General features: G+C 41.9%; 19 protein-coding genes and 1 pseudogene. 17 read left to right on the forward strand and 3 right to left on the reverse strand.

Annotated features, from left to right (window positions below; all coding sequences use genetic code 11):
* Window positions 1-292: 292 nt before the first annotated feature.
* From AB6C75_RS19770 to AB6C75_RS19840, 15 genes are all read left to right on the forward strand, one after another.
* A complete protein-coding gene (locus AB6C75_RS19770) occupies window positions 293-1,162 on the forward strand; it encodes an AraC family transcriptional regulator (RefSeq protein WP_017096462.1) in 870 nt (289 codons plus the stop codon).
* 133 nt (window positions 1,163-1,295) lie between these two features.
* A complete protein-coding gene (locus AB6C75_RS19775) occupies window positions 1,296-2,276 on the forward strand; it encodes a T3SS regulon anti-activator ExsD domain-containing protein (protein ID WP_372108848.1) in 981 nt (326 codons plus the stop codon).
* A gap of 12 nt (window positions 2,277-2,288) precedes the next feature.
* Entirely contained in the window at window positions 2,289-2,717 is a 429-nt protein-coding gene (locus tag AB6C75_RS19780; protein WP_017096464.1) for a YscB family type III secretion system chaperone, read from the forward strand.
* Window positions 2,717-4,588: a type III secretion system outer membrane ring subunit SctC gene (gene sctC / locus AB6C75_RS19785; RefSeq protein WP_372108850.1), complete on the forward strand. Its 1,872-nt coding sequence runs from the start codon at window positions 2,717-2,719 to the stop codon at window positions 4,586-4,588. Before AB6C75_RS19780 ends, sctC begins: the two co-directional genes overlap by 1 nt.
* A gap of 5 nt (window positions 4,589-4,593) precedes the next feature.
* Window positions 4,594-5,889: a type III secretion system inner membrane ring subunit SctD gene (sctD, locus tag AB6C75_RS19790; RefSeq protein WP_372108852.1), complete on the forward strand. Its 1,296-nt coding sequence runs from the start codon at window positions 4,594-4,596 to the stop codon at window positions 5,887-5,889.
* Window positions 5,882-6,088: an EscE/YscE/SsaE family type III secretion system needle protein co-chaperone gene (locus AB6C75_RS19795; RefSeq protein WP_372108854.1), complete on the forward strand. Its 207-nt coding sequence runs from the start codon at window positions 5,882-5,884 to the stop codon at window positions 6,086-6,088. Before sctD ends, AB6C75_RS19795 begins: the two co-directional genes overlap by 8 nt.
* A 15-nt stretch (window positions 6,089-6,103) precedes the next feature.
* Window positions 6,104-6,352 carry a type III secretion system needle filament subunit SctF gene (gene sctF / locus AB6C75_RS19800; RefSeq protein ID WP_017096468.1) on the forward strand — a complete coding sequence of 83 codons (249 nt, stop codon included), beginning with the start codon at window positions 6,104-6,106 and terminating at the stop codon, window positions 6,350-6,352.
* Between the two features lie 3 nt (window positions 6,353-6,355).
* Window positions 6,356-6,712, forward strand: coding sequence for a YscG family type III secretion system chaperone (locus tag AB6C75_RS19805; protein ID WP_017096469.1), 357 nt, complete (start codon window positions 6,356-6,358; stop codon window positions 6,710-6,712).
* Window positions 6,712-7,344: a YopR family T3SS polymerization control protein gene (locus tag AB6C75_RS19810; RefSeq protein WP_372108857.1), complete on the forward strand. Its 633-nt coding sequence runs from the start codon at window positions 6,712-6,714 to the stop codon at window positions 7,342-7,344. Before AB6C75_RS19805 ends, AB6C75_RS19810 begins: the two co-directional genes overlap by 1 nt.
* Window positions 7,345-7,352: 8 nt before the next feature.
* A complete protein-coding gene (sctI, locus tag AB6C75_RS19815) occupies window positions 7,353-7,697 on the forward strand; it encodes a type III secretion system inner rod subunit SctI (RefSeq protein WP_017096471.1) in 345 nt (114 codons plus the stop codon).
* 2 nt (window positions 7,698-7,699) lie between these two features.
* A complete protein-coding gene (gene sctJ / locus AB6C75_RS19820; protein WP_029223148.1) occupies window positions 7,700-8,443 on the forward strand; it encodes a type III secretion system inner membrane ring lipoprotein SctJ in 744 nt (247 codons plus the stop codon).
* The gene (gene vscK / locus AB6C75_RS19825) at window positions 8,427-9,101 is read left to right on the forward strand and encodes a SctK family type III secretion system sorting platform protein VscK (protein WP_017096473.1); all 675 of its coding nucleotides are present in this window, start codon (window positions 8,427-8,429) and stop codon (window positions 9,099-9,101) included. Before sctJ ends, vscK begins: the two co-directional genes overlap by 17 nt.
* Complete coding sequence (locus AB6C75_RS19830; protein WP_372108860.1) at window positions 9,080-9,715, forward strand: HrpE/YscL family type III secretion apparatus protein; 636 nt, start codon at window positions 9,080-9,082, stop codon at window positions 9,713-9,715. Before vscK ends, AB6C75_RS19830 begins: the two co-directional genes overlap by 22 nt.
* 422 nt (window positions 9,716-10,137) lie before the next feature.
* Window positions 10,138-10,578 carry a type III secretion system chaperone gene (locus tag AB6C75_RS19835; RefSeq protein ID WP_017096475.1) on the forward strand — a complete coding sequence of 147 codons (441 nt, stop codon included), beginning with the start codon at window positions 10,138-10,140 and terminating at the stop codon, window positions 10,576-10,578.
* 12 nt (window positions 10,579-10,590) lie between these two features.
* Window positions 10,591-11,568, forward strand: coding sequence for a hypothetical protein (locus tag AB6C75_RS19840; RefSeq protein ID WP_017096476.1), 978 nt, complete (start codon window positions 10,591-10,593; stop codon window positions 11,566-11,568).
* Between the two features lie 97 nt (window positions 11,569-11,665).
* Here AB6C75_RS19840 and AB6C75_RS19845 read toward each other — a convergent pair.
* From AB6C75_RS19845 to AB6C75_RS19855, 3 genes and pseudogenes are all read right to left on the reverse strand, one after another.
* Window positions 11,666-12,704 (reverse strand): annotated as a pseudogene (locus tag AB6C75_RS19845) (IS630 family transposase).
* Window positions 12,705-13,342: 638 nt separating this feature from the next.
* Window positions 13,343-14,812: a hypothetical protein gene (locus AB6C75_RS19850; RefSeq protein ID WP_017096479.1), complete on the reverse strand. Its 1,470-nt coding sequence runs from the start codon at window positions 14,810-14,812 to the stop codon at window positions 13,343-13,345.
* An 11-nt stretch (window positions 14,813-14,823) separates the two neighbouring features.
* Window positions 14,824-15,282, reverse strand: coding sequence for a CesT family type III secretion system chaperone (locus tag AB6C75_RS19855; protein ID WP_372108862.1), 459 nt, complete (start codon window positions 15,280-15,282; stop codon window positions 14,824-14,826).
* Between the two features lie 577 nt (window positions 15,283-15,859).
* Between AB6C75_RS19855 and AB6C75_RS19860 the strand changes: the two genes are divergently transcribed.
* Entirely contained in the window at window positions 15,860-17,890 is a 2,031-nt protein-coding gene (locus AB6C75_RS19860; RefSeq protein ID WP_017100925.1) for a hypothetical protein, read from the forward strand.
* Window positions 17,891-17,951: 61 nt separating this feature from the next.
* Window positions 17,952-18,371 (forward strand): type III secretion system chaperone, encoded by a 420-nt coding sequence (locus AB6C75_RS19865; protein ID WP_017096482.1) that lies wholly within the window; start codon window positions 17,952-17,954, stop codon window positions 18,369-18,371.
* Window positions 18,372-18,562 lie beyond the last annotated feature (191 nt).

Consider the following 18,562-nt stretch of genomic DNA (forward strand, 5'->3'; position numbering starts at 1 on the left):
CTACCGATGTATTGTTGAACGCGAAATGTACAGCAAAGATCAACACGCCCTAGTTGAAAATTAGAAAATACTAATTAACTATCAAAAATATGTCACGACGATATCAAAAATACTTTTTTGCCAGAATTATTTTTGCTATCGAAGTTAGCGCTTGGTTATTCGTTATTATTCGGGTTGGATGGTAGTGTTATGGACTTTTTATTGGTAATCGGTCTGCATTTGCAATCGCACTGCTGGCTTCGACAGTTTCTCTTGTTTGAACTGGAGGAATTAAAATTATGAAGGGTAGAAAATGGATGTGTTAGGCCGACTAAACGCCGAAAGGGTCGACTCGCACTTGCGAAAAATTCATGGTGCGTGCTGCTATGAAAAATACGATGAAGTGTTTCATTCTAGCCAGTCTCATATTGTTATCGTTCACAATGGTCAATTGAGGGTGCAAACCGGGGGTTGTACGCTAGACGTGGTCGCTGGTCGAGGGGTTTATCTTTCTCAAGGGGATTACTTACTAGAATACACACCGATAGGCGGTCAATATGCGGCTTCGGTTATCGAATTTGACAATGAACTGGTGAGTCAACTATTGCAAAAGCATAGTGACCTTTTGATGTCGTTGCCAAAGGTTGAGGATGTACAGTCTGGATTATTCCCTTTTACTCTAAACTTATTGATAGAACAGACGTTATTAGGGATTAATACTCTAGAAGAGCAATCTTTTCCTGATGCTATTATGCGCTTAAAGTATGAGGAAATGCTCATCTTGTTACTGCATGGTGACCAAGGTGAACACCTCTACGCGTTGTTATCACAACTGACAAATCGAACCTCAGAGAGACTCCGTCGCTTTATGGATCTTCATTATCTTAAAGAGTGGAAACTGACAGACTATGCTCAAGAGTTTGGTGCGAGTCTGACTACGTTTAAAGAGCTTTTTAACGAATATTATGGTATCTCCCCTAGAGCTTGGATCAGTGAACGTCGTTTATTACACGCTCACAAACTATTGCTCACAAGCAAGATGAACATTGTCGATGTTGCGATGGAAGCGGGGTTTTCAAGCCAGTCTTACTTTACACAAAGTTACCGTCGTCGCTTTGGAACGACACCAAGTAAGGTCCGTTCTGGAGATGATCCGGTAGTAATTGTTAAGCGAAATGTCTGACGACTAAAATTTTCTGACTAATTTTGAAAGGCATTAACGGGTGTAAACCCTATTATGCTCAGCGTAACGATGAACAAAACTATTATCTCTACTTCCTTCTGGATTGCTGGAAGTAGATACGGAGAAGATTAAAATGAAAAAGCAGCATTGGCGACGCCGTTCGCTTTTTCCTAACAACATTGTGCTGCAGAGGAAGGTCACTGTATTGCAGCGAGGCGCAAGGTACGAGGGCTTACCTAAATCAACACAAGAGCTTAACGTTGTTAATGTAAACCACAGACAGCTACTCAGTGAAGGTGTTCTGAGTTACGACCAATTGTCTTTACTGCAGCGCTTGCTTGATCGTAATGTTGTTGATTGTTTATGTGCAAGTCAGCTAATTAAAACATATCAAAAGCTTGGAACGTGTTTAGACCGCTCTGCTATGCGCCTTTTCTTAGAAGTGGGTGGGCAACTAAGTGACGAACGGGTGTTGAACTCTTTTGAACAAAGACTGGATTACATTAATCAGCGATTAGGTTACCGCTTCAATCTAGCGTCACCTAAGACACTAATTCTTTCGATGTATTTAACCTTAAATGAATGGTGCAATCAGCAAACGGATCAGAGGGCGCTACAAGACTCCATCAAGCTTGAACAGTTAATCAATCAACTGAGTATTCAGAAAGAGTATTGGATGAGATTGTCCGGAGAAGCGAGTAGCACATTTTTTGCTGAACAACAGTTGGATCTCATTGAGAATCAGCATAGTGAATTGCATGACCAACTTCGCGTTCTCAATGAGCAACAAAATCAAGTTATTGAATCTCATCGAGCACTAGTTGAAGAGTGGAAGCCAACTCTAGATAAACTCAAGGACTTATCTGAGTACAGTAGAATATCAGATAAATTTATATCTGAATGGAAAATATGGTGTAGCCAGGCTCGAGTACAAGCTCCTGAGCTGAGCGATATTTGGGATGCATGTGAGCTTGTGTTCAGCGATCTAAATGCCGTCGCTAAAATTTGGCAATGGTTTCAAGATATGCAAACCGTTGGCAGAGTGGATCATTACTACGTTGATATTCAAAACAATAAGTGCGGGCAAGCTTGTAACAATCTCAGGCAGATTTAAATAGGACTAAATATGTTAGATAAAATGATGAAATCCCTAGCGGAAACGTTAAGGGAGGGGGATTTTATTGCCTCAAGTAATGGTTCCTATGATATCGAAGTTGACCAGATGCAGCTTAATATTAGCCAGCACTCATCATGGATCTTGTGGGAAACCGTGCTCCCATTTTATTTTGAATCGCACCTTGATTTTCAAAAAGAGCAGGCGCTAAAACATTGTATGCAGCTCTCCTTGAAAACGTTGCGAGATACACGCAGCACGTTGACGGTGAATGACAAAGAACAGTTGATTATGCAAGGGAAGATGATTATGGAAAGTGCAACGACAGAAGAGCTTTGCACGCAGCTTGCTCAGCACGTAAATTTAGTGGAGCAGTTCAATGATTTGCTCGAACATCAACGTGTTAATCATACTGTTAGTCACAGTGTTTGGATCCCATAATGCTTGCAGTTTTAAAGTCACAAATAAGCAGAATCGTGCTGTCAGTAGTGTACGTTTCAAGTTTGATAATAGCAGTTCCTTCACATACCTCTGAGCTTGATTGGGTCGATCAACCGTTTCGTTATTACGCGGACAATGATTCACTAAAAGAACTGCTGAATAACTTTGGCGCAAACTACCGTGTTTCAGTGTCGGTTAGCGACAAGGTAAATGACCGAGCCAGTGGTCGATTTTCACCAGAAGATCCAGCCGAGTTTCTCGATTATCTGGCACAGGTTTACAACTTGATGTGGTATTTCGACGGTGCAGTGCTGCATGTATACAAAGCGACAGAAACCCGTTCACGATTGTTGCAGCTCGAACTGTTAACAGCTCGCGAATTACGTAGCACCCTGATCTCGACAGGGATTTGGGATTCTCGTTACGGCTGGCGTGCAGCGGAAAATAAGGGGCTGGTTTACTTAGCTGGCCCACCGAGATACGTCGATTTAGTTGTGCAAACGGCAGAAGCACTGGAAAGCAGACTGGTACAGAAATCCAATTCAACAGATGAATTGTTTGTCGATATTATTCCCTTGAAGTATGCATCTGCGACAGATCGAGAGATCAGTTATCGTGACCAAGGTGTCACGGTTCCTGGGATTGCTTCGGTACTAAGCCGAGTGCTTTCAGGTGTTCAAACTCAGGTTAAAGTGGCGAAAAAGAACGAAGAAGTAATAACCAATACGCCTAAGAAAATTACTAATAATGTCTCTTTACATAGCGGTGCATCGGTTGAAGCAGAACCAGGTTTAAATGCAATCATTGTGCGTGATACAAAAGCTCGATTACCGCTGTATCACAAGTTGGTGGCGCAGTTAGATCAACCGCAGTCAAGGATCGAAGTCGCACTTTCTATCGTTGATATTAGTGCTAATGACTTAAGTCAGTTGGGTGTTGACTGGCGAGCTGGTCTTGCAGTGGGTAACAACAGTATTTTGGACCTCAAAACAACTGGTGACGTAGGTAATGGTGATGTCAAGCTTGGTAGTGGGCAAAATTTTAAGTCTCTGCTTGATGCGACGAACCTAAATTATTTATTGGCTCAAATTCGTTTGCTTGAATCTAGAGGTAGTGCGCAAGTGGTTTCCAGACCAACCTTGTTAACACAAGAAAATGTGGAAGCGGTCCTTAATAACAGCAGTACATTTTATGTCAAGTTGATAGGCAAAGAAACCGCAGCACTAGAGAAAGTGACTTATGGAACGTTATTGAAAATTGTACCTCGCATCGTTGGCGACCGTTTGGTTGAAAGACCTGAAATCAATTTGAGTCTGCATCTAGAAGATGGTGCGGAAATCCCCGATGGTGACATTGATGGTGTTCCTTCAATTCGTAAAACAGAAATTAGTACTTTGGCAACGGTAAAGCAGGGGCAAAGCTTGCTGATTGGTGGAGTATACCGTGATGAAATTAGCAACAAGCTTCGAAAAGTTCCTTTGTTAGGAGATATTCCATACCTCGGCGCTTTGTTTAGAAGCACGGAAAGCTCCACGAGAAGAACAGTACGTATGTTCATTATAGAACCAAGAATTGTTGTCGATGGTATCGGAGACAACGTACTTATCGGAAATGAATATGACTTAAGGCCAAAGATTGGCACGTTGAATAGTATTTCCAATAACAGTGCAGGCCTTAAATCAGCACTTGCTTTGTACAGCTGTACAAAGGAAGTACAAGCAGTACGTTATCAGCAAGATTTGTTGTCACAAGGAAAGTCATCGTTGTTAGCAGAATGTGAGCTTCCTACGGGGCAGAAAGGGTGGAGAGTACAAATTAAAGAGTGTAATGGCTCAGAGAATCATTGCGTTCGACCATTAGAGGAGCAGTAACCTCAATGCAACAATGGAAAATTCGTATTCTTTCCGGTGTTCATTCCGGAGTGGAAGTCACTTTACCCAACGATTCATTGGTATTGGGTAGTGATGACTTTACCGCTGATTTAGTCTTAACCGACTCTGGCATTAAAGCAAGTCACCTCGTTTTAGTTTGCGATGGTGAAACGGTTTCACTACGTGAGTGTGAAGAAGTCTCAATCAATAACGAAATTATCGCCGTTGATGCCGGTGGCGTTGATTTGTCGCGAAAAGCCTTGGTTTCTGTGGGTCGTTTAACCTTTGCTGTTGGTTATTTGGAAGATGATTTAGTTATTGAGATGGCAAATGACGTAGCAAGCAAGCAAGCGAAGCCAATTGGCCATAAACCATCATCGGGTTGGAAGAAAATGCTGCTCATCGGATTGATTTGTGGCCTGATCCCAAGCGTTATCTTTATAGGTATTTGGTACGACCAAGTGCATGCGAGCGACAAAGACGTAATCACAGAAGCGGAGCCGATAGTCTTGGTACGCAATATTCTTAGTGAACTCGAGTTGAACGATGTTCGCGTTGAATGGAATGCCAATGCTCTACAGGCTGTACTTGAAGGTTACGTAGAAGATAGAACGCAAAAGGTACAATTGCTTGGTCGAATTGATGCATTAGGTATCAACTACAAGAGTGACCTGAGAACGATGGAAGAGATACGTCGTGGTGTGCGTTTTATCTTACGAAACCTCGGTTATCACCAAGTAAAAGTAGAAAATGGTAACGAGACAGGTACGCTGCTGTTAACGGGTTACATTGATGATGCAAGTCGTTGGAACCAAGTTGAGCAGATCTTAGAACGAGATGTCCCAGGGCTTATCGCTTGGAAAGTAGACCTACAAAGGGCGGGGGCATACATGGTTACTCTAAAAGAGTTGTTAGGAGAAGCGGAGCTCTTAAAGAAAGTTCAGCTTGTTACTAGCGGTGATCGTATTGAAGTTCGTGGCGAGCTTGATGATGTTGAAACAACTCGATTTTATGGTGTAACGAGAGATTTTCGAGAGCAGTATGGCGAGAAACCATATCTTGTCTTGAAATCTATTCCTAAAGTGAGCAAAGGAACAAACATCGATTTTCCGTTTCGTAGCGTGAATTTTGGCCTATTTCCTTATGTCATCCTCACTGACAATGTTCGTTACATGGTAGGAGCTCGCACTCCTCAAGGGTACCGTATTTCAAGCGTTACTCCGGCAGGAATTGAACTCGTAAAACGCGGGCGGGTAATCACTATTGATCTAGAGTATGAAGGTGAAAATAACAATGACTAATCTTGAGCAGTTATTACAAGGCGATTCAGGGCAGCAAGAAAAAGAGGTGATCATTTTTAAGTTCAAGCAAGCGCAATCAGCGATAAAGCGTCAGCTCCATCTTGGCTGTTCACCAAAACAATACCAGTTGCTACACAAACAGCACGAGGCTTATCAAGCAGCATTAACGGTAATTGAAACATTTCTAGACAACAAATAAAAGAAGGCGATATATATGTCATTTTATGATTCGAGTAAAGGCGTTAACCTCGACGCAGTTAAAGCTAAATTGTTACAGCAATCAAAAACAGCGAATGAAGCGGTAAACACCGCGATCAAAAACTTAGAAACGAACGCAGACGATCCTTCAAAGCTTGCAGAGCTACAGCATACAATCAACAAATGGTCTGTGGTATATAACATCAATGCGACCACAACACGTGCAATCAAAGACGTGATGCAATCAATTCTGCAGAAGGTATAACCTATGGATAAAGGCATGTGTTTACTTCTGGCTGAGACAGCGTTGATGGCAACCGGTCTGCATCGTCATGAAGAGGCAAATACCATTGCGGAATGCCTTGAGTTGCAAGGTGATGCAGAAGAAGTCGTTGCTATGATTCGTTCAATGAGTTTGATGAATCGTGGCTTGTACGAGGACGCTCATCGTTTACTTGAACCGCTTTGCGTGACACGCCCAGACTTAATCGGTCTGGCTGCGCTAGCGGCAGGAAAAGCTGGGCTCTTAAGCAAAGCCGAATCGTGGTTAGATATGGCATTAAAAGGCAATGAAGAAAACCAAGCCTTTGCCATGAGTTTTTCTAAAGACATCAGGAACCTTTAATGAAGGTTGAAAGCCACGGAATCAACAACATGCTCAGTCAGGTGCCGAAAGCACCCCGGAATGATACACCTGATGCGAACAAGATGAACCGTTTGATGAGTGAGAACCCACCAGATAAGAACATACCGACTACGAAAAAAAATACGGATAGTGTCACGCGGTCTAAAGGTAGAACAGCAGCTATTAAAGAGTGGTACGAAGCACTAAAACGTTCTGGAGACTTCAGCGCAGCAGCGCTTAGCAGAACGCTTAAAGACGCGTTTATTTCGCCTAGTGAGAAAAAAAAAGCCTTATGGTATGCCTTTAGTCAGGAACAAAGCGCAAAAGGCACTGATAAAGCATCACCAGAATTGTTGGCATTATTTAAGCATGAGCTGTTGGGCAGTTTTTCAGGGCGCTTGCTAGCGACTCCCCCTAAAGACCGCCGAGAGTTGAAAGCGTTGCTTTCTGAACATTTCCCACTTGGTGCGCAAAAAGAACAAGCGCTTTGGCACTGTTGGGGTGAGTTGAAAGACATCCCTGCCCAAGCTACAGTATTGGAGGTGGTCCGAAAAGAACTGAGCTTTGTTATACAAAAGAATGCCATGGTCAAGAACATGTTGAGTTACAGCCACAAACTAGACCTCTCATAGGAACGGATATGATTAATACGCAGTACACAGAAGTGATGCAAACCAACCTCGAGCAAGTGCAAGACGCACAAGCTGAAGCGGGACTTAGTGAGCGTTTCGAGCAAGCGATGCTATCGCCTGAGGGAAACCACGGTTTAGAAGGTGGCTTGTTAGAAAACATTAGCGAACTGAAAAACACCATCGACAATGCAAAAACTAACTTAACCGATAGCATGGCAATGGTTGGTGACGACCCTGCTCAGCTCTTGCAGATGCAATGGGCGTTGAGTCGAATTACCTTTCAAGAGGAGCTGATTGCCAAGACGGTAGGTAAAACGACACAGAATGTAGAAACATTGTTGAAGGCCCAATAGTCATGATGAAGACAATACGTGCCGTGTGCATGTTACTCGTGTTATTTTTAGCTGGCTGTCAGACGGAGCTATACACTGGAGTAAGCCAGAAAGAAGGCAATGAAATGCTGTCTATTCTGCTTTCTGAGGGGGTCGTGGCAACCAAAGAACCGGATAAAGACAACACCATAAAATTGATGGTAGATAACGCTCAAGTCGCATTTTCGGTTGATGCTCTGAAACGTAAAGGCTACCCGAAAGAGCAGTTCTCAACACTCAAAGAAGTGTTTCCGAAAGATGACCTGATTTCGTCTCCGATTGCAGAAAGGGCGAGGCTTATATACGCGAAATCGCAAGAACTATCATCAACGCTGTCACAAATTGATGGAGTGTTAGTGGCACGCGTTCACATTGTACTTGAAGATAAAAACCTTCGTCCAGGTGAACGTCCAACTCCTGCTTCTGCATCAGTGTTTATTAAACACGCAGCGGATGTGGCACTCGACTCTTATGTACCTCAAATTAAGCAGTTAGTGAACAATAGTATTGAAGGGCTTAACTACGAACGTATTAGCGTTGTCATAGTACCATCTTCGGAAGTTCGTGTGACGGCTCAAAGCAAGCAATTTGAAAGCATTTTGTCTATTCAAGTGACCAAGGACACGGCAAGCAACTTGATTGCTATCCTCGTTTTCTTGTTACTACTTATCATCGGTTCTAACGCAGCGACGTTTGCATGGTGTCGTAGGAATGCGCAACGTGGTTAATTCTGATACGCCAGTTTCTCAGATTTATCATCAGTTTAATTATTGTCCTTGCAGTTATATTGATGAGAGTTGGATAAGCAAGAAACAGCCTTGGTTATTACGAGTCCAAGACTGGAGACACCAGGCTGCGATCAATCAATGGTGTATTGAAGAATGGCAGCTATCAACGATTACTGATCATGTTTTTAATCATCCATTTAATAGTTTGGTGTTACTTCCAGTTGAAACGACTAACAAATTACTGTTGCTGATTGGTGGGGCAATGTATTGTGAATCGATGCGCCAAGTTGTCTTGAAACAACCAAAGCAGTGCCTCAATCATATTTTTGGTGTCGATGAAACGCGTTTTTTAATTCAACACGGGCCAATGATGATCTCAAATTGGCCAAACGGTTGGCAAAAAACATTGCCGGCGAGTTTAGATGAAGCCAGCTTTGAAAAGGCAGCCCGTGAACTTGGGTATCTATGGGTCACATTTTTACTGGAGAAATCACCATCAGAGCTTGTACAAAGGTGGCAGTTCAAGCTCGATTGTTCATTAACCCAAACAAAACTCAGTGCTGATTGGTTCGATGAAACGCATCGAGATCTTGCTTATCGACTTATAAAGAAAATCGCAAAACAGGTAATCCCTCAATGGTTTCATTTGTTGAAATAAAAACTGACAACTTGCAGTTGGCTACAGGTCTAAAGATTCTCAAAGCAAAGGATTATGTGAGTTATTTAGATTCGCAACACTTGGTTGAAGCTGCACACTCTAAAGCCGAGAGCATTATTACAAAAGCTGACGATGCTTATGAGTTAGAAAGACAGCGTGGTTACCAGGATGGTATCGATCAAGCGAAGATAGAGAGCGCAGAAACTATGATGTCAACGCTTGCACGATGTAATGAGTACTACTTGCTAGTCGAACAGAAAATCACTGGCGTAGTGCTTGATGCCGTAAGCAAAATTATCAGTAGTTTCGACGATGTGGAAACAACGGCAATAGTGGTGAGGGAAGCGCTTCAGCTGGTCAGTAATCAGAAACAAGTGATTCTGCACGTGCACCCCGAGCAAGTGACAGAGGTGCGAGATAAGGTTTCCTTAATACTCAGTGACTTCCCGGAGGTCGGCTATGTTGACGTTATTGCAGATGCGAGACTCAAAAATGGTGGGTGCATACTGGAAACTGAAGTCGGTATTATCGATGCCAGTATCGACGGGCAACTGCAAGCTCTTAAGCAGGTGATCACTAAGCAATTCAGTGAGCGCCAACAGATACAGTCTTGACGTGCTTATCTTTAACTCTCGAAAGCTCAGAAAAACGCTGGGCTTTTTGAGCTTTACTTTCTATTCACTGTACCTTTCTACCATTTCTCTAGTTTTATCTTAGCTTCCCATCCGATCTTTATAAACGGCTTAAAATGAAAAAAAGCCGACCATATCTGGCATATTCTGTGACTGTTATTGAGCACAATACTTACATCAACGGGAACTCTGATTATCTTAAAGGCTCTATTAACTATCGCCTCATAAGAGAGTAACGTTCGTTCAGAATACTGAATTTGTTTTTCTAAAAACGGTTAATCTAACAAAATTAACCAGCAACAATGGAAAATAAAATAATGTGATAGGTGTATTTAAATTCGAAATTTTATATCTTTTATTTTAAATAGATACATCAATATTAAATATCAGGATGGTAGGTGAGTATGGATAAGGTAAATACCTTACTAATTGAGCTTGGTAACACACTCGATATTGAACGGGTGACTGCATATGATTATCAAATGTGGACAGTATATATGTCTGCAGGCAAAGAGATTGAAGTTCAAGGCTTGGATGAGAGAGAAGAACTGTTACTTTCAATCAAGGTTTGCCAAGATGAAGAGTCATTTGAAATTAAAAAACTGAAAACACTTTTGGAATATAACTTCTTATACCGGGAGTCAGGTGGGGTACAGTTCTGTATAGACCCTAAAAACAATGAAGTACACATGCAGATAAGTATACCACTTACCTCAGAAGTGAGTCGTGTTTCTATCCTGATTACTCAGCTTATGGAGCTTTGTGAACTGTGGAAGCAATATCTAACGGCTCAGTTTCAATCGATTGAGCAACATAAAAAGCTGCATACTTTCATCTCTGTTTAAAAGGTTAGGGTTATGGTAAATATCAATACATCACATATGCATTCGCTGAGCGAACTCACTGCACAGTTATCTACACAAAACCAATCGGACGACAAAGAAGTTCGGGCTCACGGAGGCAAGGACATCTTTGTTAAAGAAGGTGCGCCGAAAAACACAAGCGTAAGCTCTCGTATCAATCACCAAAACAAAGCGAAATCGATCGTCGTTGATCTATTGGTTAAGCAAGGTCTGCCAAAAGGTGTCGCCAAAGCTATGATGCAAAACGTACTGAATGGTGAAAATAAGTTGACTCTTGGAAACCTTAAAGACCTAGAGCGATTATCGACAGGGCCTAGAGAGAATTGGCCAAGTGTTTCAAGCACTTCAAAACCATCCAGCGCAGGTAAAACCGCTCCAGCAGATGCCTTGATTAGAAAGCACCAAGCTACACTGCAAAAGTTGGGTGATTTCGCTTGTACTGACCTTAATACCTTCGGTGATAAGAGATCTGAGTTCTATCAAGCGAAAGCGAAGCCAAGACTAGAAGGCTTCTACGCAAATCCAGCAAGAGTTCAACAAGATAAAAAAGCGACCATGTCAGCAAACATGGTTCAAGTGGCGGCTCAAAGAGGCAATAGCCCTCAGATGGGGACACTTCAAAACATTGCGAAATCCGTTCAGGACGCAAAAGCCGGTTGCTGTACTACGTTTGCCTTTGCCGCGGCCGCTGAAATGATTCAAGGGATGCAGGGTGATGCGAATCAAAACACTAAGGTCGAAGTAGTGGCATTCAAGAAAGGACACTCAGGCACGCACTTGTATGTTTTGGTTGGTAGACAGGACGGTAGTGATATCAAAGACCCAAGCTCATGGAATAAAGATGTGAAAATTGTAGACCCTTGGGCAGCTTCAGCATTTGGTGCGAGAATGTTTGGTGATATTGCTCATCCACCGGTTTCCAACATGTTCCCACCATCTGAAGTGATTTTTTCTAGCCACAAACTGGACTAAAGATTCCATAATCGGTTGCTAATATTTACTACCAAAAAGGAGCAGTATTACTTTGCTCCTTTTATTTTTTTAATGTAAGTGATATCAATCTGGAAAATTAACTGCTCAAGTCTATCCATTCTCTAGCGCACATTTTCGATACCCTTTTCGGCACTTCAAGAAACCTATTCCACGCAACGCATACCTTGGAAACAATGTCCTCATAGTCTTCGAAGCTTTGGTTCGCTAAGTAGTGTTGTCGTAACCAACTCCATACTTGTTCTATCGGGTTAAGCTCTGTCGAATATGGGGAAAGTTTGATGATACTGACATTATCAAATTTGTGGGCGATATCATCGGTATGCCAACCTGCGCCATCCATTATTACTACAGCATGCCTTCCTTCCTTTGTCTGTGATATCGGATATTTGCTTTAAGTGTTAGATCATAATGTCTTTATTGACCCAAGGCACAACCATAGCTTCTCCAATCCCTCAGCTAGGACAAACAGAACCGAACAGGTAAGCGTACTCAAATTGCTGCTGTTTTGGCGCCCTTGGGCGCGTTCCTGTTTCAGCCCACAAGCGTGTCGTTGTGTTTTGTTGTCCGAATCTAGCTTCGTCTTGAAACCAGACATCAACACTCTCCAGCCCAATAGGACCGAAGATCTTAAGGATCGTTTCTATTTTGAATTTTTTAAAATCGTCTTGGATTTGCTGTGATTGTTTGGGGTGTTTGGATCGAGAAGTTATCCAAGAAAAGCCCATGTGGTCGAGAAGATAATAGATAGAATTAGGGTGGTAGTATTTATCAAAGTTTTCCACGATGTAATCATGTATATCGCTCCCGACAAGGCGCCCGCCAGAAGGGGACTCTGCTTCTTTCTTAATGAACGCGCTGAGTTGTTTTCGTTGCTCTACATTGAGATATGCAGGCCTGCCTGTGCGAGGTTTCTCTTGAAGTCCTTCCAATCCTTCTTCAAGAAATGTCTGGACCCATTTGTTTACACTAGTTCGACTGACTTTGAGGTATTTAGCAATTTGAGTGTGCTAGTGACCTTCTTTGAAGTGGGCAAGTGCTAGTAAACAAACCTTCATTTGAATGGTTTTTTGTTGGCTTGCTAGTTTTTTAAAATCTGTCTTATTAAGGCTATCCATAGCTATTTTCTGCAAGAGTTCGACGACCTCAATTAGATCATATTTTTACTTTAATGGGTGTTACTGATTGCCTGTTTGAAGTCCTTTTTGGCTCGTTATGTGCGGTGCGGGCGCAAAAGGCTGGTTTGATATTCGTGAATACATTATCGGACACCATTCATATGATCAGTGCTTATGCTTCATCAAATAAGCTCGTGTTGGGGCAGATAAAAACTGAGTACAAGCTAAGTGGCATTTGATTGCGAAGCCAATAGCGATTAACTATCGCGGGGCCCTTTCAATACCTCGTCTAGGCTCGGAATCATCGCTGATATCAAATTAACGGATAATAATAGGCTATTCGAATATCAAAGGTTGGCACACAATGAGGGACTATCCGTCAACGGCCAACCTTATATATGATTCTATTGAAACTGTTCTTCAGTTCAGCTTGAGTTGCTTATCCTCTTTCAAATCTATTGCCCGAGATACTTGGCTTGGCGAGAATGTCGGGTTTTGAAAGCGAGGCAACAATTTGTAGAGCCAATGCTTATAAATCAAAAACTGTTAAACAAGGTATACAAACCAAGGGAACTCGTCCTTTGGGAGCGTGTAACGGAAAAATTTCATCGTCAATAACTTGGGTATGATATTGACGATTAAATCCAGCCTTCTGCTAAGTACATCAACCTTAGCTGACTTGGTGAACCAAGCTTTTCTAGCGCCGAGAGTTGGCCTTGATCGAGGTTCGGGCTTTTATCCAAGTATACTCGTCCGTTCGGTGTATCTAGAGGGAGCTTGTAAGTCAACGTCTTATTGATATCCTGTGCCTTTCCTTGGTCGATAGATCTTACTGCTGGCATTAGCCAGTCCCAATCTTCTTTGAGCAACTTCTTAAGTGCACTGTTGGCCTCTGACTCAGTTTGGCTCGGTGTATCTTCGATACTCAATTTATTCGTTGATCCAACATCTGGCACCAAGTTCTCACTTGCATCAGAGCCCAACATTTTCTTAAGCGTTAAGCGCGCCAATTCCATATCCTGAGCTTCTTTCGGTGCTTGAGGTGATGTCATAGATTTGTCTTCTTTTGGGCCTAGGTACGCAATCAAAGCACGTCCTGATGCAGCATCTTGCATACTAAAGGAGAACTTCCCTTTGCTGTTAGACACTTCAATTCGAGGTAACACACCAGACATAGGTTCTTGGTGAATTTGCTCTTGAACTTCGTTGTTCAGACAGTAGGAACTCGCTTGACCGGCTACAAACCCAGAACCAGTGATTAAGCCAGATGCTGCTACACTGCCTAGCGCTTCTTTTGCAACAACAAGGACACCAGTTGTGCCCACAGAGGTGACACCAAATGCACCAAGGCTTCCCGTCGCCATACCTAAGGTCGCTCCAACCGCACCTTCAGCAGATTGAGTGGCGTGCTCGTGCGCTAATGCTTGTTGTATCGGCAATGCCAACCTTTGGTCATGACCGGGCAATTGCGCAATCTGTTCTAGTTGGTGATAGTGCGCCTCAGCATCACCATTGACTGCCGACTTATGTAATTCACGCCCCGTGGCGATCAACAAACCAACACCTGGTAACGCCAAGTTAATTACTGCGTTGATACCAGTCCCTTTGATTGTTTCTTTTGCCATCTCAAGCAGTTCAGCACCTAAGCCGTCCATTTTGCCTGGGTATTGGTTTTCGATGCTGACTTGTAAGCGTGGGTCTTTGCTGATCGAATCGAACGTGCTTTTTAGATTTTTATAAGCTTTATCGTCAATCTTCACTTCATCTAATAGGCTTACGACTTCGAGGACCTTACGCGCAGTTAAAGGCTCGCCACGATACCCTGCTGTGCTCACAAGAGAGAATGCCAATAATGCCGTTTCTGGTTTTTCTTCTTTTAGCAGCGCCTGTTTTAAATCAAGGTGGGTCTTAATATTTTCTTGGTGGTACTTTTGATATGTAGATCGCAATATGGTGTCACTCACTGCCGTGAACTTTTGCCCTTTATGAAAGGTCGACGGCTCTTTGGCTTTACCGTGCTTACTGATCACCCGCTTATCTTTTTGTGCCGCGACAGTACGAAATTGATCCAAGCTCGGAATCTGGCTTTGGCTAGTTGAAATTACCATGGGTGAACTCCTTAAACTCTAAGTGTCTCAATGTGGGATTGTTCTGGATTGATAAATTGGGTTGGGTCTTGGTCTAACATTGCAAATCGAGCCTGCCAGAGTAGGGTTTGCTCATTTAGAAGGTGAAACCAAGTTGATAGGCTCGCTGCGTTTAAGTACTCAATCGGCTTTCTGCCCGCAAGAACCAATTGCCTACCATTTGGTGCAAGTGAAAGGGTCAAGCTCCCATCCGCGATACCGAAATAGTTAGCATGCGCAATGAGTTCAAGACCTTTCAGTCTCAGTTCACCGCTTTTTGCGAGACCGCCAAAAACCACCGATAAAACAAAATCGTTTTGATCTGCCTCACTAAAGTAAATAACGTAACGATCATCAACTAATAATTGGCAACGATTTTCTTCAGCAAAATAAAGTGGAGGTAGTTCATTTATTTCACTAAACTCTTTTATTAGAACTTGTAATGTGTTCATCGTTTATTCCTTCTGTTTTATCTTACTAGTAAACAACAAATAGTATAATTACGATGTCGAAAGTGGCTTTTATTTTGTTGATTTTCTAAACTGTCGTGATGTGTAGCACAAAGAACAAATGAATTTAATCGTCTTTGTTACGCAATTAAGCTCTCTAGTGTGAGGTTCCCCTGAACAGTTCTTGATGCTCAAGAAGAGTTATGCTGTAAAGCTCTTTGCGAAGTGTTTGGATTCACCGCAGTGGGTAAACAAGGATCGGACTCTGTCGTCAGAGTCTGTGTTTACCCCCTGAAGTCTTCGAGAGCAGAGCTTAGTAACGGTTCTATTGGATTTAGTGAGTTGCCAGCTTGCAAGCATACTTACAGCAGGAGGGGGGGAGTATAGCAAACTGGCTAAATCACTGGTTCTTATAAATTATCGTTTTTACTTCATCTAGCTGTTCTTAGTCAAGGTAAGGAGGTAGCTCGCCCCCTTTCATTTCGATATATAAAAAAAATAGGCCAATACTGAGAGCCCCCCTTGGCACTCTTAACCTATACTACCCTCTCGGTGTTTATATAGGTTCTAAGAGGTCACAATGCCTACTATCTCAGCGATTCATCAACCGATGAACTCAACAGCAATAAAGAAAAGCAACCACGCAGAATCAACTCAAAGTATCGTAAAAAGTGTACATGCCTCATCAGCAAAACAAACCTCTATAGGTTCAAGCGTCGCAAGCCCAACGACTGGCAAGTCTCATTTCAATCACGCCTATACATCACCAAAAGGGACACAAGAATTCTACTCGCAAAACAAAATGTCTTTTTCACAAAAACTAGAAAACTTTTTATCCGAGTATTTGATAAGTAAACCTGGCAGTGAAAAGAAAAGAGTAAAAGAACTGTCAAACATTGCGAATGTAACGGTAAGCAAAGATTTCAACGTCACCTGCCCACTTCCAAGTAAAGTCGGGGGCTTTAAACAGTTACTTTCAGATATAACAAAAGGACACTCTCCAACTAAAGGTGAGTTCTACCCTAAATTTAAAGCTCTAGTCCAACAATCTTTCAGCGAGATTATTTCTCTAGCACCGAAGAAAGGCCATAAAGATACTATCGAACTCAAGTCGCCATCGGTCGTATCACCTTTAGTTGATAGGCCTGTGTCAGATACTAATGTGACATCAAAAACCGCGCCTACTTCACTAGGAGTAACATCAGAACCAAGCCTAGAGACATCTAAGGGCAGCATAAGCTCATCAGAAAAAACAACCATAGAAAAGAGCAAGCAAGCTGACAATCAAAAAAACGCGACTAAAGAGCAAGTAACAGACGTTAAGTTACAAAACTATTATGAGCATGAGAGCACTTCTATCAAGAAAGAATTTGAATCACTATTTAACGCATATGCTAGCTCAAGCACTAAACATGCTGAATACGCACAGAGCTATTCTTATGATTGGTCAATGACATACTCTAATGGGTGTTACCAACTTGAATCATTACCTAAAACGGCTGAAGAATTTGCAAGTAAGTTTTGTAAGCTAACTGAAGAGCACTCCCCTAATGGTTCCTTAGGGAAGTTAGTAAAAAAAGCGTTAACAAATAAGACAACATTAGGGCAGATGTTGAGAGTTAACAAGGCCTCTACGCTAGGTCCTATGTCTCAACTGTTGCCTACAACACTGAAGGTGGTATTAAAAAGCAACTTATCTACCGAAACCGCTGCAACCTTCCAAAAAGTAGTAAAACAGGAAGTGAGCGAACAAGAACAACTTAATGCACTAAAACAGAAACAATTACCGTCACAGCTACAAAAGCTTGAACTTCAAACTAACCTCTACCAGTCTAATGTAAAAGAGTTTCCAGAAGCAGATTTAAAATGTCGTAACTTCCAAAAAGCTTTAGTAAAAGCAGTGAACAGAACTAATTCTGTTGATAAAAATAACGAACTACAAAGAAAAACAGAATTTAGAGGGCAAGGAACAGTGTTTAAAGAACTAAGCCCTAGCATAGATTTACCTGTAAATGATCAAAGTAAACACACGCTATTCGATACGAACAAAACCTACGGTATTGGGGACTTTGATAACATTGTAAGCAGTAATTTTGTAATCAAAGAAAAGACAGACTCATTCGAGAATCACCTATCAAGGTTAAATCAGAACATTGGCTTCCATATCGAAAAACTTCCAAATGAAGCCGAAGTCGCCAATGTAAACACACTCGGCATTAACCCATTAAATATTGATGTAGATAGAATGATGGCAAAATTGACGAATCTAAAACCTCTATTGTTAGAGCCAAAACCAAGTTGGAGAAGCCGACTAATTCAGCTGTTTCACCCTAAAGGTGCCGAAAACGAAGCTGAACGTCTGTCTTATCAATATATGGATATTTCACACTTACAGGCACTGAAAGACGATATATCAACCAGTTCGGAGGCAATGAAATTAACCGACCTATCGAATAAACCTTGGATGCAATATTTAGTGGCAAAGCAAGTTGAATCACTAAAATCAGATTGCCAAAGTTATAAATTGGGGCCATTTACCATCGCCTCTCCAGCGAAAAAGCAACTAGATGCACTGCTAAGTTCGAACGAATGGCTACAGAGCAAAGCTTAAAAACAAAACTTGATGATCGCACGTGATCCCTTGTTTTCGCAAAGTAAATTATTGAGGTGTAATGTTGAAATTTGAAGCCGTATTATCAGAACTTGCTGAACTATGGGGAATTGAGATCCCCGTTGAATCCGATGCGATTGAAATAATCGATAATCAGGAAAGCCTTTGGGTTCTAGAATCGCCAAAGCAATCAGATTTATTTACCTTGTATACCCCTCTACATGTCATTGTAGACCAATATAAGATGAGTGATTGGTTAAGTTTAAATATGCAGCGGGACTTACTTGGAAGCTGCTGGATTGGACTAAACAACGAAGAACTATGTCTAGGCGTGTCCTTACCAAAGGATAAATTTGACCATAACGAGCTGAATAATATTTTTGAAAATATGCATTTAATTAAAGATAAGGTTCATGCTTTACATGATTGCAATGAAAATGTTCATATTGATCTGGCTTTAATTAATGTGAAATTTATGTAGCTAACGGGTAGATAAAGTTACAACTCATTTTATCTGAATCGCGAGGTGACAAGTTTGCGTGTCATCAGCACGGCTTTGTTGCGTAATTCAGTTAGAGACAGAGCAGCCCCATTTCGTGCGTTTCTTAGTCAATACAGCAAGTTTCAGGCATACCTAACCCAGTGAGCTTGTTCAACGCTTTTATCATCGCG

The sequence above is a fragment of the Vibrio sp. 10N.237.312.B06 genome (assembly GCF_041464685.1).
Lineage (GTDB): Bacteria > Pseudomonadota > Gammaproteobacteria > Enterobacterales > Vibrionaceae > Vibrio > Vibrio tasmaniensis_A.

Bases quoted from the DNA above. Each gene is read 5' to 3' on its own strand.
- AB6C75_RS19795 (WP_372108854.1), top strand. From the start codon at position 5,882: ATGACTAATCTTGAGCAGTTATTACAAGGCGATTCAGGGCAGCAAGAA.
- AB6C75_RS19830 (WP_372108860.1), top strand. From the start codon at position 9,080: ATGGTTTCATTTGTTGAAATAAAAACTGACAACTTGCAGTTGGCTACA.
- AB6C75_RS19805 (WP_017096469.1), top strand. From the start codon at position 6,356: ATGGATAAAGGCATGTGTTTACTTCTGGCTGAGACAGCGTTGATGGCA.
- sctJ (WP_029223148.1), top strand. From the start codon at position 7,700: ATGATGAAGACAATACGTGCCGTGTGCATGTTACTCGTGTTATTTTTA.
- AB6C75_RS19810 (WP_372108857.1), top strand. From the start codon at position 6,712: ATGAAGGTTGAAAGCCACGGAATCAACAACATGCTCAGTCAGGTGCCG.
- sctI (WP_017096471.1), top strand. From the start codon at position 7,353: ATGATTAATACGCAGTACACAGAAGTGATGCAAACCAACCTCGAGCAA.
- vscK (WP_017096473.1), top strand. From the start codon at position 8,427: ATGCGCAACGTGGTTAATTCTGATACGCCAGTTTCTCAGATTTATCAT.
- AB6C75_RS19775 (WP_372108848.1), top strand. From the start codon at position 1,296: ATGAAAAAGCAGCATTGGCGACGCCGTTCGCTTTTTCCTAACAACATT.
- AB6C75_RS19780 (WP_017096464.1), top strand. From the start codon at position 2,289: ATGTTAGATAAAATGATGAAATCCCTAGCGGAAACGTTAAGGGAGGGG.
- sctF (WP_017096468.1), top strand. From the start codon at position 6,104: ATGTCATTTTATGATTCGAGTAAAGGCGTTAACCTCGACGCAGTTAAA.
- sctD (WP_372108852.1), top strand. From the start codon at position 4,594: ATGCAACAATGGAAAATTCGTATTCTTTCCGGTGTTCATTCCGGAGTG.
- sctC (WP_372108850.1), top strand. From the start codon at position 2,717: ATGCTTGCAGTTTTAAAGTCACAAATAAGCAGAATCGTGCTGTCAGTA.
- AB6C75_RS19835 (WP_017096475.1), top strand. From the start codon at position 10,138: ATGGATAAGGTAAATACCTTACTAATTGAGCTTGGTAACACACTCGAT.
- AB6C75_RS19850 (WP_017096479.1), bottom strand. From the start codon at position 14,812: ATGGTAATTTCAACTAGCCAAAGCCAGATTCCGAGCTTGGATCAATTT.
- AB6C75_RS19840 (WP_017096476.1), top strand. From the start codon at position 10,591: ATGGTAAATATCAATACATCACATATGCATTCGCTGAGCGAACTCACT.
- AB6C75_RS19770 (WP_017096462.1), top strand. From the start codon at position 293: ATGGATGTGTTAGGCCGACTAAACGCCGAAAGGGTCGACTCGCACTTG.
- AB6C75_RS19855 (WP_372108862.1), bottom strand. From the start codon at position 15,282: ATGAACACATTACAAGTTCTAATAAAAGAGTTTAGTGAAATAAATGAA.
- AB6C75_RS19860 (WP_017100925.1), top strand. From the start codon at position 15,860: ATGCCTACTATCTCAGCGATTCATCAACCGATGAACTCAACAGCAATA.
- AB6C75_RS19865 (WP_017096482.1), top strand. From the start codon at position 17,952: ATGTTGAAATTTGAAGCCGTATTATCAGAACTTGCTGAACTATGGGGA.